At 49.6% G+C, this 14033-nt stretch carries 11 protein-coding genes and 1 riboswitch; all 11 genes read left to right on the top strand.

The features are described from left to right. The first annotated feature begins 132 nt into the window (after positions 1-132). The 11 genes from DW085_RS14035 (at position 133) to DW085_RS13995 (ending at position 13522) form a co-directional block, all read left to right on the top strand. A complete protein-coding gene (locus tag DW085_RS14035; RefSeq protein ID WP_243034039.1) occupies positions 133-1929 on the top strand; it encodes a beta-L-arabinofuranosidase domain-containing protein in 1797 nt (598 codons plus the stop codon). Further along, the gene (locus DW085_RS19920) at positions 1914-2075 is read left to right on the top strand and encodes a hypothetical protein (protein ID WP_243034038.1); all 162 of its coding nucleotides are present in this window, start codon (positions 1914-1916) and stop codon (positions 2073-2075) included. The genes DW085_RS14035 and DW085_RS19920 overlap by 16 nt, the downstream gene beginning before the upstream one ends. 105 nt (positions 2076-2180) lie before the next feature. Next, positions 2181-2738 carry an ABC transporter permease gene (locus DW085_RS19915; protein ID WP_243015326.1) on the top strand — a complete coding sequence of 186 codons (558 nt, stop codon included), beginning with the start codon at positions 2181-2183 and terminating at the stop codon, positions 2736-2738. Beyond that, the gene (locus tag DW085_RS19910; RefSeq protein WP_243015327.1) at positions 2627-3115 is read left to right on the top strand and encodes an ABC transporter permease; all 489 of its coding nucleotides are present in this window, start codon (positions 2627-2629) and stop codon (positions 3113-3115) included. The genes DW085_RS19915 and DW085_RS19910 overlap by 112 nt, the downstream gene beginning before the upstream one ends. Positions 3116-3126: 11 nt before the next feature. After that, positions 3127-4251: an oligopeptide ABC transporter permease gene (gene opp3C / locus DW085_RS14025; protein WP_227589457.1), complete on the top strand. Its 1125-nt coding sequence runs from the start codon at positions 3127-3129 to the stop codon at positions 4249-4251. 11 nt (positions 4252-4262) lie between these two features. Further along, the gene (locus DW085_RS14020) at positions 4263-5342 is read left to right on the top strand and encodes an ABC transporter ATP-binding protein (protein WP_022359122.1); all 1080 of its coding nucleotides are present in this window, start codon (positions 4263-4265) and stop codon (positions 5340-5342) included. Continuing rightward, complete coding sequence (locus DW085_RS14015; RefSeq protein ID WP_118493258.1) at positions 5339-6277, top strand: ATP-binding cassette domain-containing protein; 939 nt, start codon at positions 5339-5341, stop codon at positions 6275-6277. Before DW085_RS14020 ends, DW085_RS14015 begins: the two co-directional genes overlap by 4 nt. Before the next feature lie 193 nt (positions 6278-6470). Further along, complete coding sequence (locus DW085_RS14010) at positions 6471-8159, top strand: peptide ABC transporter substrate-binding protein (protein WP_243034037.1); 1689 nt, start codon at positions 6471-6473, stop codon at positions 8157-8159. A 257-nt stretch (positions 8160-8416) separates the two neighbouring features. Continuing rightward, complete coding sequence (locus DW085_RS14005; protein ID WP_118493254.1) at positions 8417-9124, top strand: FCD domain-containing protein; 708 nt, start codon at positions 8417-8419, stop codon at positions 9122-9124. A gap of 637 nt (positions 9125-9761) precedes the next feature. Then, a riboswitch (molybdenum cofactor riboswitch) is annotated at positions 9762-9881 on the top strand. Positions 9882-10074: 193 nt separating this feature from the next. After that, positions 10075-10515 carry a DVU_1555 family C-GCAxxG-C-C protein gene (locus tag DW085_RS14000; protein WP_107000907.1) on the top strand — a complete coding sequence of 147 codons (441 nt, stop codon included), beginning with the start codon at positions 10075-10077 and terminating at the stop codon, positions 10513-10515. A gap of 85 nt (positions 10516-10600) precedes the next feature. After that, entirely contained in the window at positions 10601-13522 is a 2922-nt protein-coding gene (locus DW085_RS13995) for a molybdopterin cofactor-binding domain-containing protein (RefSeq protein WP_022359117.1), read from the top strand. Positions 13523-14033: the final 511 nt, after the last annotated feature.

Below are 14033 nucleotides of genomic sequence, written 5' to 3'. Positions count from 1 at the left end.
AAATGTGTTAGATCGCTTTTCCACTATTTGAATGGTATACTTATAAGAAAACATACAAAAAAAGAAGTCTTTTTCAGATTATTGATAGGCGCTTACGGATAAGTGAATAATAAATCAGGAGGTTTTCTGTGAATGATAAAAAAGGAGACAAGTTTCATTGATTTGAAACAGGTAAAGATAGACGACCCGTTCTTTTCGCGGGTACAGAATGTGGTAATTCACACGATGCTTCCGTATCAGGAACGGGTGCTTCACGATGAGGTGTCCGGAATCCGAAAGAGCCATGTGATTAAAAACTTCCGCATTGCAGCGGGAGATGAGAAAGGAACGTATTACGGGCGTGTATTTCAGGACAGCGACCTGGCGAAATGGCTGGAGGCGGTGGCGTACTCACTGACCGTCGAGGCAAATCCAGAGCTGGAGGCGCGTGCCGATGCGATCATCGACCTGATCGGGCGGGCGCAGCAGCCGGATGGCTACCTGGATACCTATTTCATTGCGGCGGAGCCGGAACATAGGTGGCAGAACCTGACGGACTGCCATGAGATGTACTGTGCCGGACATATGACGGAGGCAGGCGTCGCGTACTATCAGGCGACGGGAAAGACGAAGCTTTTAGATATCTGCTGCAAGCTGTGCGATCATATCGATCGGCGGTTCGGACGGGAAGCAGGCAAAGTAACCGGCATTCCGGGACATGAGGAGATCGAGCTGGCACTGATGCGGCTTTATCAGGCAACCGGGGAAGAGAGATACCGGAAGCTGGCGGCATATTTTATCGATGAGCGCGGACGGGATCCGGAGTTCTTCCATAAAGAAGCGTCGGCTAGAAGCTGGAGCCGCACCGATTACATGGACAAGCAGCCGCCGTCCTACATGCAGAACCACAAGCCGGTGCGTGAGCAGGATACGGTGGAAGGACACGCGGTCCGTTGTATGTATCTTCTGACGGCGGCGGCAAACCTGGCAGCGCAGAATCATGATGAGGCGCTGATGGCAGCCTGCCGGAAGATGTGGGACAACATGGTAGACCGGCGGATGTACATAACGGGTGGAATCGGTTCCACCTATTACGGCGAGGCATTTACCGTGGATTATGATTTGCCGAATGATACCGCTTACGCGGAAACGTGTGCGGCGGTGGGGGTCTGCTTCTTCGCGAAACAGATGCTGGAGGCGGATCCGGACGCGCGGTATGCAGATATTCTGGAGCGGGAGATTTACAACGGAACCATCAGCGGCATGCAGTTAGACGGAACGAAATTCTTTTATATCAATCAGCTTGAAGCCAATCCGGGCATGCCGACCAACGCATACGGCGAGGAAGAGTACACGCCGGAGCGGATCGGCTGGTATGACTGTGCATGCTGCCCTCCGAACCTGGCGCGTCTGATGACTTCACTTGGTTCTTATGTATGGTCTTCAAGTGAAGATACGATCTATTCCCACCTGTTTGTCGGGGGAACGGCTTCCTTTGAAACAGCGGGCGGCGTGAAGATAGCGCTTACATCGAAATATCCGTGGAACGGCTCCGTTACCTACACGGTAGAACCGGAGAAGGCGGGAGCAGAATTTACTTTGGCAGTCCGTTATCCGGGCTGGTGCCATCAGATGCAGGTGAAGGTCAATGGCATACCGGTTCCCGGGGCAGTCAAGACAGACAAGGGCTACTGGATGATCCAGAGAAGCTGGCAGCCTGGTGATACTGTTTCCTGCGAGATGGAGATGGAGCCGGAGCGGGTCTATGCACACCCGATGGTGCGGGCGGATGCCGGATGCGTGGCACTCAGACGCGGACCAATTATCTACACCTTTGAGGGCGTGGATAACGGAGAGGAGCTTCAGACACTGCAGATTCCGCGGGAGGCGAAGATTGAGCGCTTCCGTATCAGGCGGATCTGCTGGGAGGCATCGTGGCGCTGCGCGTGACGGGCTGCCGGAAGAAGGCGGCGGTTAATCCGGCGCTTTATGCAGAAGATGCGGCACCGGAAGAGGTGGTAACCCTGCAGGCAATTCCGTACTATGCATGGTGTAACCGCGGCATGACGCATATGCGCGTGTGGATGCAGGAATAGAGAGATAAAACCGTTTGTCTTATTTTATACTTCGGAGTTGAAAGAATATCCGGGCTATAAGAGAAGGAGAGAGACGTATTATATAAGAAAGAAGGGAGTACGGACATGAAGAAATATATCGGAAAACGTATCATGATTTCTCTTGTCACGCTTCTGATCATCATCCTGGTACTTTTTATGCTGCTGCAGCTGATGCCGGGATCTCCGTTCAACGATGAAAAGCTGACCGCGGATCAGATTGCGATGATGTCGAAGAAATATGGACTGGACAAACCGTTGATCGTACAGTTTTTCACGTATGTGAAGAACCTGCTGCAGGGCGATTTTGGTGTATCGTATGTTATCTCCAAGGATACCTCCATCTCGGTTCTGTTAAAGAACCGTGTGCCGGTCAGCTTTGGAATCGGACTGGAGGCAGTTTCCTTCGGTGCGGTAGTCGGACTGATTTTAGGTATTCTGGCAGCGCTCAAGAAAAATAGCTGGCTTGATACCATCTGTACTGTGATTTCAGTTCTGGGCGTCAGCTTCCGTCCTATGTTTTTGCATTGGTTATGGCATATTTCATCGGCTACAAGGCACAGTGGCTGCCGCTTCTGTTTGACGGCAAGAAGTTCTTCGCATCGTCGATCATGCCGATGCTGGCGCTGTCGATGTTTACGGTAGCGACGGTGGCTCGATTTACGAGAACCTCCCTTCTGGAGGTGCTGGACAGCGACTACATGCTGCTTGCGGAGAGCAAGGGAATCACGGGACGCCCGCTTCTGGTGCGCCATGCACTTCGAAACGCGCTGATCCCGATCATTACGGTACTGGCGCCGCTGGTTGTCGATCTGATGATTGGTTCTCTGGTTATCGAGAAGATCTTCTCGATTCCGGGCATCGGAAGTTTAATGATTGCAGCGATTCAGTCCAACGATTACAACGTGACGATTTCGCTGGCATTTATCTACAGTGTCATGTACATTGTCCTGATGCTGGTGGTTGACGTCCTGTACGGAATTATCGACCCGAGAATCCGTCTGGCGAAGAAATCGGATTGAGAGGTGATGGCATGAAAAAACGGAGTGACGAAAAGACAGATGAGAAAATGACAGGCGGGGATGCGGCTTCCGTTCGGGAGCATGTGTTATCACCCGAAGAATATTTAAGCCAGATCGAATTTCTGGACGATGATTTTGAATTCCAGCACAAAGACGGATTTGAACATGTCGATACAAACTTTGCAAGCCAGAGCTACTGGAAAGAGGCAATTGCACGGTTTAAGAAAAATAAGGGCGCAATGTTCAGCTTTGTCTGTATTCTGTTTCTGATTGTGATGGCGCTTGTCGGACCTCACATGAACCAGTTTACCTACGATCAGCAGATTATTACCAACCAGAACATGGCGCCGAGAGTGCCGGGGCTGGAAAATATGGGTATCTTAGATGGTTCTGAGACGATCCGTACATCCACCGGAAGTAAAGAAATCAACTATTATGAGAGCAACGATCTGACCGATACCTACTACTGGTTTGGTTCTGATTCGCTGGGACGCGACCTCTGGACCAGAACCTGGAGCGGAACGCGGATCAGCCTCTATGTAGCGGTGCTGGCGGTATTCATCGACCTTGCGTTTGGTCTGACGTATGGACTTGTATCCGGATATTTTGGTGGAAAAGTCGATATGATCATGCAGCGTATCGTCGAGATACTAAACAGTATTCCGTACCTGATTACGGTTACCCTGCTTTTGTTAGTCATGAAACCGGGTCTTATGTCCATCACGTTCGCCTTGATGTTTTCCGGGTGGCTGGGCATGAGCCGAATCGCCCGCGCGGAGGTCTTAAAGCTGAAAGAGCAGGAATATGTGCTTGCTTCCCGGACGCTGGGAGCAAAGAGTTTCCGCATTATTTTCAAAGAGATTTTACCAAATATTTTTGGTCCTCTGATTACACAGACGATGTTCTCGATCCCGCATGCGATCTTTACCGAGGCATTCTTAGCCTTTATTGGCCTGGGTGTGCCGGAGCCGATGGCTTCGCTGGGTTCCCTGATTTCGAGTGGATATCAGAACTTTACAAGCCATCCGTACATGATCGTGTTCCCGTTAATTGTCATGGGACTTCTGATGCTGTGCTTTAACATGCTGGCGGATGGTCTGCGTGATGCATTGGATCCGAAGATGAAGGATATGTAGGAGGAAATGGCATGGAGAAAAAAGAAGAAATTTTACGAGTGCGGAATCTGGACATTTCCTTCGAGACGACAGCCGGAGTGGTCAATGCCGTCCGGGGCGTCAACCTGACGGTAAACCGGGGCGAGACGGTTGCAATCGTTGGGGAATCCGGTTCCGGTAAATCGGTTTCTGCGAAGGCGATCATGGGAATCCTGGCAAAGAACGGAACAATCGACCGCGGACAGATCACATTTTCATATTACCGTAACCCGGAGGAACGGGTCACCAGAGAAATTCTGCAGATGAAAAAAGAGGAAATCCGCCGCCATATCAACGGAAAACGGATCGCGATGGTCTTCCAGGATCCGATGACCTCCTTAAACCCGCTGATGCCGGTTGGGAAACAGATCATGGAAGGCATGATCTGGCATTACCATACACCGAAGGAAGAGGCATATAAGAAGGCGCTGGAGCTGATGAAGCTGGTCGGCATCACCGACGCGGAGAAGCGAATCAAAAACTATCCGCACCAGCTCTCCGGTGGTATGCGCCAGAGAATCGTCATTGCGATTGCACTGGCGTGCGATCCGGAACTTTTAATCTGCGACGAGCCGACGACGGCGCTGGACGTTACGATTCAGTCGAAGATTCTGGAGCTGATTCAGGAGATTCAGAAAAAACGGCAGCTGTCGGTTATCTATATCACGCACGATCTGGGCGTCGTTGCGAAGGTTGCCGATTATGTCAACGTCATGTATGCAGGCAAGATCGTCGAGAGCGGCACGGTCGAGGATGTATTCTACGATCCGCGCCACCCGTACACATGGGGACTTCTCTCCGCGATGCCAGATTTGGGAACGGACGACGAACGTCTTTACACAATCCCGGGCAGCCCGCCAAACCTGCTTCACAAGGTAACGGGCGATGCGTTTGCACCGCGGAATAAATATGCGTTAAACATTGACAGTCGTCTGGAGCCGCCGATGTTCAAGATATCGGAGACACACAGCGCCGCGACATGGCTGCTGCATCCGAAGGCGCCGAAGGTCGATATGCCGCCGGAGCTTCGGGATCGAATTGAGAGAATGAAGAAAGAGGGGGGAATCGCATGAGTACAGTGACAGAGACAAACAAAAAGCCCCTTCTGGAAGTAAAAGGACTCAAGCAGTACTTTCCGGTCAGCCGGAAATTTACCGTAAAAGCGGTTGAGGATGTCAGTTTTTATATCAATCCGGGCGAGACCTATGGTCTTGTGGGGGAATCCGGATCGGGAAAGACGACGATCGGGCGGGCGCTGATCCGCCTATACGATCCGACGGCGGGACAGATTACCTTTGATGGGATGGATATTTCCGGAAAAATGAGCCGCCAGACGGAGGCAAGGCTTCGGAGCGATATGCAGATGATTTTCCAGGATCCGATGGCATGTTTAAATCCGCGCCAGAAGGTAGCGGATATCATTGCACAGGGACTGGATATCCATCACCGCTGCCATTCCTTAAAGGAACGCACGGAGATGGTGGCAGATATTCTTCATAAGGTAGGTCTGGCACCGGAACATGCAAACCGGTATCCGCATCAGTTTTCCGGTGGTCAGCGGCAGCGTGTCGGCATCGCCCGGGCGCTTGTCATGAACCCGAAGCTGATCATTGCCGATGAGTGTATCTCGGCGCTGGATATGTCCATTCAGGCGCAGGTTGTCAACCTGATGAAGGACATCCAGGACGAGACGGGGCTTGCATACCTCTTCATCGCCCATGACCTCTCGATGGTTAAATATATTTCCGACCGCATCGGCGTTCTCCACCTGGGCTACCTTCTGGAGACGGGCACGACGGAGGAGATCTTCTCCCATCCGGTACATCCGTACACCCGAAGCCTGATTTCGGCGATCCCGAACCCGAACCCGGTGGTAGAGCGAAGCCGGATTGCGCTGCACTATGATTATAAGACGAGCGGTCTGGATTACGGCGCAGGTACGATGCATCAGATTGAGGGCACACATTTTGTGCGCGGAACCGATGCGGATTTGGAAAAATGGGTGTAGATTTAAAAGAAAGCCGATGCATTCCGGCACAAAATCAACTAAAATAAATGTGATAAAATGACCTGTTTAGCGGGTGATTTTATAGATGAGCCGAACCAGCAGACAACTGAGGATAGACAGCCGGGACCAGGAAATGCAGCATGAAACGGGAATGGTTTGGTTTTATTAAAAAAACAAAAAAGGAGGAAGTATTATGAAGCTAAGAAAAGTAATGGCGTGGACGCTGGCTTCTGCCATGTTTGCTGGGCTTTTGGCAGGCTGTGGCGGCTCGACCCAGACAACAGAGACAGCAGCGGCTGAATCTGGAAGCGAAGAGGGCGGCAGCTCGGCTGAGGGCGGCAAGGTGCTTCGCTATCAGGCAAGCACTCTGGTAGACTCCCTGGATCCGGCACTTTCCAACGACTACACATCCAGTGGTGTTATCTCCCAGTTTATGATGGGTCTGATGACCAAGGATGAGTCAGGTGCTCCGGTTTATGGCGTGGCGGAGAGTGAGGAGAAGTCCGAGGATGGTCTGACCCTGACCTTCAAGATCCGTGACGACGCAAAATGGTCCAACGGCGATCCGGTAACGGCAAACGATTTCGTTTACGCATGGAGACGAGTAGCCGATCCGGCAACTGCAAGTGATTACCAGTTCTTTATCACAACCGCCTGCATCGCAAATGCAGAAGAGGTAACAACAGGTGAAAAACCGGTTGAGGAACTGGGTGTAGAGGCAGCGGACGATAAGACATTAGTCGTAACTTTAAGCTCCCCGTGTGCTATCTTTGATTACCTGATGGCATCCGGCGCATGCTTCCTGCCTTTAAATCAGAAATTTGTAGAGAGCTGCGGCGGCAACTTTGCAACTTCCGCAGATACCCTGTTAGCAGATGGTCCGTTCAAGGTATCTTCCTATGAGCCGTCTGCCATGAAGGTAGAATTAGTAAAGAATGATCAGTTCTTCGGTGCATCCGATGTCAAACTGGACGGTGTTGAGTTCTCGATCATTACCGACAGCCAGACAGCAGCCCTTTCTTTTGAAAATGGCGATCTGGACGTTGTAACCTTAAGCGGTAACCTGGTAGAGCAGTATGAGGATGATCCGAGATTCTCCACCAGAAGTGACGGTTACAACTGGTATCTGACCCCGAACATGAAGAAAGAGGGGCTTGACAATGTAAATATCCGTAAGGCACTGGCAAAATCGTATGACAAAGAAGCGATCACAACCCGTGTTCTGAAAGATGGTTCCACACCGATGGATTACTTCGTACCGCAGGGCCTTGCAACCAATGAAAGGGGCGAAGATTTCCGTGAGGCAGCAGGCAGCGCATACGACAGCTGGACCTACGATGTAGAGGCAGCAAAAGAGCTGTGGAAGACAGGTCTTGGCGAGCTTGGCAAAGATTCCTTATCCTTCACTTTAATGTGTGAAGATACCGATTCTGCACAGGCTGTTGCACAGTTCCTGCAGAGCGAGTGGCAGAACAATCTGCCGGGTCTGACCATCGAACTTCAGGTACTTCCGAAGAAAGCCCGTCTGGAATACATGCAGAAAGGTGAATATGATATCGGTCTTACCCGCTGGGGTCCGGACTACGCAGATCCGATGACTGATCTGGATATGTGGATAACCGGCAGCTCCACCAACTACTCCCAGTTCTCCGATGCAGACTACGATGCAACCATCCAGTCCGCAAAGAAGGGCGATCTGGCACTCGACCAGGATGCTCGTTGGGAAGCTTTAGTTGGCTGTGAGAAGACGCTGGCAGATCAGTGTGTTCTGTTCCCGATTTACGGACAGTCTGTAGCCGTTATGACCAATCCGGATGTAAGCGGTATCCAGTACTACTCCGTAGGGCTTCCTTATCTGTTCATCAATGTAGATAAAAAGTAATAAATAAAAACAGATGGATCAAAATCTGAAATGATTTTAGATTCAAAGCGGACCGCAGAGTGAGAAAATGTACCCTGCGGTTCGCTTTTTTTGTTATTTTATGGCATTTTCGCTGTCAAACTGCAGCCTGCTTGTAACGGTTCACAGGTGGGAATTTTCTGAACTGAAAATTCCGTACGATACAGTAAGGGATGATTTACACGAATCGGAAATGATGATACAATCATAGAAATAGTACAGAGTATTGAGGTGGAAAAATGGCAGGGAAAAAACGAAACAGCAGCTTTGAAATACTGACAGCCATGCAGGACTTAAACACCCCGGCGGGAGCACTCCAGCTGGCACAGATCCTGCATCTTCCGTCCGCCAGCATCGGGCGGGAGCTTCTGGAGCTGGAGAAAGCAGGGCTGCTTGTTAAGGTGCAGAACAAGGGGCGAATCCTGACGCCGCAGGGCGAACGCTTTCTGGAAGAAGAACGGTCACGCCGGGAGAAGATGAAGGCAGCGAATGAGCTTATCGAGGCGGCGTCGATGGAGACAGAAAGCGGGCTGGAGGATATTCTTTTGGTGCGGAAACTCCTGGAGGGATATGCGGCGGAGGCATGTGCAGAGCGGATTGAGCCGAAGGAACTTCAGAAATTAAAAGATCTGCAGGCAGACTATCTCTATGCAATCCGCCATGGAAGGGCGGGAAGCGAGGAAGATCTGGCGTTCCATCTGAAGATCGCGCATCTCTCAGGCAGCCCGTCTATCCTGCGGATGTTAAAGCTCATCCTGACTGACCAGGACGCTTATGCGCGCTTCAACCAGGCAGCAGTCCGCTCTGACGAAGTCCGGGAAAATGAACACGAAAGCCTTCTGGCAGCGATTGAAGCCGGAGACGGGGCACTGGCGCGCCGGGAGATGGAGCGGCATCTGGAGCATGTAGGGGAGAACCTGCAGGCGTATTTTGCGGGGAGAAAGTAGGATTTGTACAGATTATAAATAAGAAAAAATTTATGCAAATCACATCTTCGATGCGGAATTTGTATGTGCAAGAATTCTGTTCTTAAATATGCTTGCGTTATCTGAAATAAAAAATAATGGTTTGCAGAATAAAATTTAAAACAGAAAAAGAAAATGAAAAAAGGATACTTAAAAATGTGAGGATTTATAGCGGATAAATAACAGATATTCATGTTTGATTATGAATCAAAAAGGATTTATAGCGGATAAATAACAGATATTCATGTTTGATTATGAATCAAAAAGATATAAATTTCATATAAGTGAAATCCAAGTGAACAAAATTCACGTTTAAACAAATGAAAATGAAAAATTATGAAAGCGTGTGAACCGTTATTTTTTTAAAAAATACTCGATCAAATAGTAGAAAGGAAGAATACAAATCTTCAAATAATACAACATTTGAACGGAAGTTATGCTGAAATTCTGTAAGTAAACAGATATTACAAGGGTAAAATAGCATGTTGAAAATCCCGTATTGAGGTAAAATAAGGGGCGAACAAGTGTCCTGTCGATGTAAAAAATTTCAAAATTATGAAAAATGAGATTGACTTTCGATGAAAAGCAGAGTACCATAGAGGTATCAAAACCAAAATAGAAACAATCTGTTTTTCGAGCCGAAATTGCTAAGCGGGAAACCGTATGCAGTCAGGCCAATGGGTACATCTGGAAATGGAAGTGCCTTCCGCATTTGAAAAGAAAGAGAGATTCGCTTTACATCGATGGATACGGGAAGCTGTCAGGCTTCTTGTATAGATAGGGTATATATGTGCTGACAGATAGGTATAGATATAGGTGTATCCATATCTATAGGTGCAGATGTATATACAAACTCGGATACGTTAAGCGGTACTGTCTTTTCAGAGGCGGTGCCGCTTTTCTTTTTGTGTTTCTAAGAACAGGAGGTGCGGATGGAGCCGGATATTAAAAAACTGAACCAGCTGCTTTTATCGGGAAGCTGCTGCAGTCAGGCACTTGTTTCGCTGGGACTTACCCTTAAGGGCGAGGAGAACCCGAGCCTTCTGAAGGCATCTGCAGCACTCTGTCTGGGAGTCAGAAGCGGGCTGACCTGCGGAGCTTTGACCGGTGCGGCGATGATGATGGCGCTCTTTGAGCCGGAAGCGGCATACAGCGAGATGATACCGGAACTGGCAGACTGGTTTCAGGAAAACTATGGTGAAATCTATGGAGGAAGTGATTGTCATTCGATTTTAGGAGATAACATGGCCAACAAGGCACTTCGGTGTCCCCAGGTGGTAGAGAATACCTACCGCAAGGCCAGAGAACTTCTGGAGGACTATGGCGTGGATCTGGCGGATCTGGCAGAGATGCTGGAAAACGCGGATGACTAAGGAATCGTAAGTATTGGGTATGATGCGGAAGGATAGTCGGAAGCATCAGGGCTCTATTTATTTTAAAGAAGGAGGACGAAACAGCATGAAATTAAGAAAAATGATGTTGAACATCAACGGTGTGGATCGTATGTTTATGTGCGATCCGGAAAACGATAAACTGTCAGATGTTCTGCGCCGGATCGGTCTGACCGGTGTTAAGGTTGGATGTGGAACCGGTGTCTGCGGTTCATGTTCCATCATTCTGAACGGACAGGTAATCCGTTCCTGTACCAAGAAAATCAGCCAGGTAGAAGAGTATTCCAAGATTACCACCATCGAGGGTATCGGTACTCCGCAGCATCTGCATCCGTTACAGGTTGCATGGATGAACTGCGGTGCTGTACAGTGTGGTTTCTGTGTACCAGGCTTCATCGTTTCCGCATATGCTCTGTTAGAGCAGAACCCGGATCCGACCCGTGAAGAGGTTCGTGACTGGTTCCAGAAGACAAGAAACGTATGCCGTTGTACCGGATACAAACAGATTGTAGATGCAGTTATGGCTGCAGCTAAGGTTATGCGTGGCGAGTGCAGCATCGAGGATATCAAGTTCCACAATCCGGAAGATGGCAACTACTACGGAAAACCGGTTGTTCGTCAGGATGCACTTGGTAAGGTTTGTGGTCTGACCGACTACGGCGATGATCAGGCTCTTAAGATGCCGCAGGGCGTTTTATATGCAGCTATCGTTCAGCCGAAGGTTACCCATCATGCAAAGATTCTGGCTATCCATACTGAGGAAGCTGAGAAGATGCCGGGCGTTGTTAAGGTTATCACAGCAAAAGACCTCATCGCAGCAGGCGGAACTAACATCATGGCTGAGGGTCAGTTCCATGAGAGAAGTACTGTTATGACACCATCCCGTAAAGTTCTTCAGGATGAGAAGATCTATCGTTACGGTGATGTTATCGCTATGGTAGTAGCTCATACACATCGTCAGGCTCGTGCAGCAGCCGCTAAGGTTACGATGGAATACGAGCAGTTGCCAGAGTATCTGACATATCTGGATGCAGTTATGCCGGATGCTATCCGTATCCATGAGGATACTCCGAACATCTTCTGCGAGCAGCCGGTATTAAAGGGAGCAGGTCTGGAAGATGCAGAAGAGGTAAGAGACTTAATCGACAAAGCACCGCATGTAGTAGAAGGAAGCTTCTCCTCCTCACGTGAGCCGCATCTTTCCATCGAGGGTTGTGTACTTCAGTCTTACTGGGGCGATGATGGCCTGCTGACCATTCAGTGTAAATCCCAGTGTGTATACTCCTCGATCGGACGTCTGGGTAACTGCCTTGGTGTACCGAAGGATAAATACCGTATCATCATGAACCCGACCGGCGCAAGCTTTGGATGGTCTACCAACGCAGGCGATATCGCACTGTGTGCAGCTTGTACCGTAGTTACCGGCGAGCCGGTATCCCTGTCCATGTCCTATGAAGAGCATCAGCACTTCAGCGGCAAACGCTGCCCGGCATACTCCAATGGCCGTCTGGCATGTGATAATGAAGGTAAGATCCTGGCTGCTGAATTTGATATCGGTATGGACCACGGCGCTTACTCCTGGGGCGGTGACGACGTTATGACCAAACCGGCACGTTTCACCTTCTTCCCGTACAATGTACCGAACGTAGCAGGTCTGGTTCGTGTAGCGAACGTTAACCATGCATTTGGTACTGCTTACAGAAGCTACGGTTCTCCGCAGGCATATACACTCAGCGAGCCGCTGATGGATATGATGGCAGAAGAACTGGGCATGGATCCGTTCGAGTTCCGTTATAAGAATATCTGCCGTGAAGGCGATAAGAATATCAACAGCTATGTATATCCGCAGTATCCGATGGAGAAGATCATGGATACCATGCGTCCAATCTATGAGAAGGCGGTGGCTGATGCGAAAGCGGCTGACACACCGGAGAAGAGAAGAGGCGTTGGTATCGCATGGGGCGGCTTCAACGTTACTGAGGGCGGCGGCGACAGCGCTGAGGTTGCTCTTGAGCTTATGCCGGGCAACAAGATCCGCAAATACGACACATGGCATGCAATGGGCCAGGGTGCTACAACCGGTTCTCTGGTAGTAACACTGGAAGCTCTGAAAGAAATGCATCTGACACCAGAAGATATCCAGCTGATTCAGAATGATACCAAGACCTGTCCGGATACCGGTATGGCTGGTGCCAGCCGTTCCCTGTACATGGATGGTAATGCAACCATCATCGCAGCTAACAAGCTTTTGGCAGCTATGAGAAAAGAAGATGGTACACTTCGTACCTATGATGAGATGAAGGCAGAAGGCATCGAGACCAAGTATCTTGGCCGTTACGAGACCAACACAACTCCGGGTCTGTGCCGTCTGGATCCGAATACCGGTATCGGCGACCCGACTCCGGCATTCACATACTGCCTGAACCTGGCAGAGGTTGAGGTTGATACTAAGACCGGTAAGACTACCGTTCTGAAATTCACCTGTGTTGACTTCGTTGGACGTATCGGTAATATCGATGCTGTTAACGGTCAGGCATACAGCGGTATCATGCATGGTATCGGCTTTGCCCTGAAAGAGGACTACGCAGATGTTAAGAAACATGCGAACATGTTTGGCGCTGGTACTTCCTACATCAAGGATGTTCCGGATGATATCAACCTGATTCATATCGATGGCGCTATCTCTGATGGTCCGTTCGGTTCTTCAGGTGCTTCTGAGGCATTCCAGGCATCTGGCCACTGTGCAGTTCTGAATGGTATCTACAATGCCTGCGGCGTACGTATCCATGAGATCCCGGCACTTCCGGAGAAAGTAAAAGCTGGTCTGGATGCAATCGCAAAGGGCGAGAAACCGTACGAGCCGAAGAAATACTTCCTTGGTTCCGATATGTATGAGGAACTGGAGAACATCAAAGAGAATCCGGTACAGGTAGGAACCCAGAGCTTCTACGTATCCCTGGATGATCCGACAGCTGAGCGTCCGTTCTAATCCGATTCGGAAGAGGAATGCGTGGCTGCACATGAAGCGGGCAGCTGCGGCAAGGCGTATCGCGTGATTGTAAATAAGAATTAAATAAAAGCTGCTGCGAACCTGCAGAATCTATGTTTAGAGAGGTAGGTTTTGCAGCGGCTTTTTTGTGTAATAGGAAATTCCTTGGAATTCCCTATTACGCAAAAAGGCACTAACGTGCCAATGATGCGCACTCGCGCGAAGATGTAGGTTGTCGCAAGCGACCGCGTTCGACGCGAGAATGTGCCAAGACATATTCTTTGGTTATGGTGTATAATAAAAAGTATTAAAATTGGCTCCTGGAATTTTTACTTATCGATGGAGGACGGGATAAATGATTCTGGGAGAGGATAAATGGTTACTGTTCACGGGTAGGCACTTTTGGAACCGAAAGTGCCGTAAGAAAACGTGGTGGCAGCAGGAATTTGCCGTATTTAAATGCGAAGCCACGGCAAATTCCGTTACTGGGCACGTATGCGTGAACAGTAAC

This window comes from Clostridium sp. AF50-3, assembly GCF_003477445.1.
Classification (GTDB): Bacteria; Bacillota; Clostridia; order Lachnospirales; family Lachnospiraceae; genus Otoolea; species Otoolea fessa.
The sequence above is the reverse complement of the archived record's forward strand: the minus strand, read 5'-3'. Positions and strand labels throughout refer to the sequence as shown.

Excerpts from the sequence above, each read along its gene's own strand:
- DW085_RS14015 (WP_118493258.1), top strand. The coding sequence starts at position 5,339 with ATGAGTACAGTGACAGAGACAAACAAAAAGCCCCTTCTGGAAGTAAAA.
- opp3C (WP_227589457.1), top strand. The coding sequence starts at position 3,127 with ATGAAAAAACGGAGTGACGAAAAGACAGATGAGAAAATGACAGGCGGG.
- DW085_RS19910 (WP_243015327.1), top strand. The coding sequence starts at position 2,627 with ATGGCATATTTCATCGGCTACAAGGCACAGTGGCTGCCGCTTCTGTTT.
- DW085_RS14005 (WP_118493254.1), top strand. The coding sequence starts at position 8,417 with ATGGCAGGGAAAAAACGAAACAGCAGCTTTGAAATACTGACAGCCATG.
- DW085_RS19915 (WP_243015326.1), top strand. The coding sequence starts at position 2,181 with ATGAAGAAATATATCGGAAAACGTATCATGATTTCTCTTGTCACGCTT.
- DW085_RS14020 (WP_022359122.1), top strand. The coding sequence starts at position 4,263 with ATGGAGAAAAAAGAAGAAATTTTACGAGTGCGGAATCTGGACATTTCC.
- DW085_RS14000 (WP_107000907.1), top strand. The coding sequence starts at position 10,075 with ATGGAGCCGGATATTAAAAAACTGAACCAGCTGCTTTTATCGGGAAGC.
- DW085_RS14010 (WP_243034037.1), top strand. The coding sequence starts at position 6,471 with ATGAAGCTAAGAAAAGTAATGGCGTGGACGCTGGCTTCTGCCATGTTT.
- DW085_RS13995 (WP_022359117.1), top strand. The coding sequence starts at position 10,601 with ATGAAATTAAGAAAAATGATGTTGAACATCAACGGTGTGGATCGTATG.
- DW085_RS14035 (WP_243034039.1), top strand. The coding sequence starts at position 133 with ATGATAAAAAAGGAGACAAGTTTCATTGATTTGAAACAGGTAAAGATA.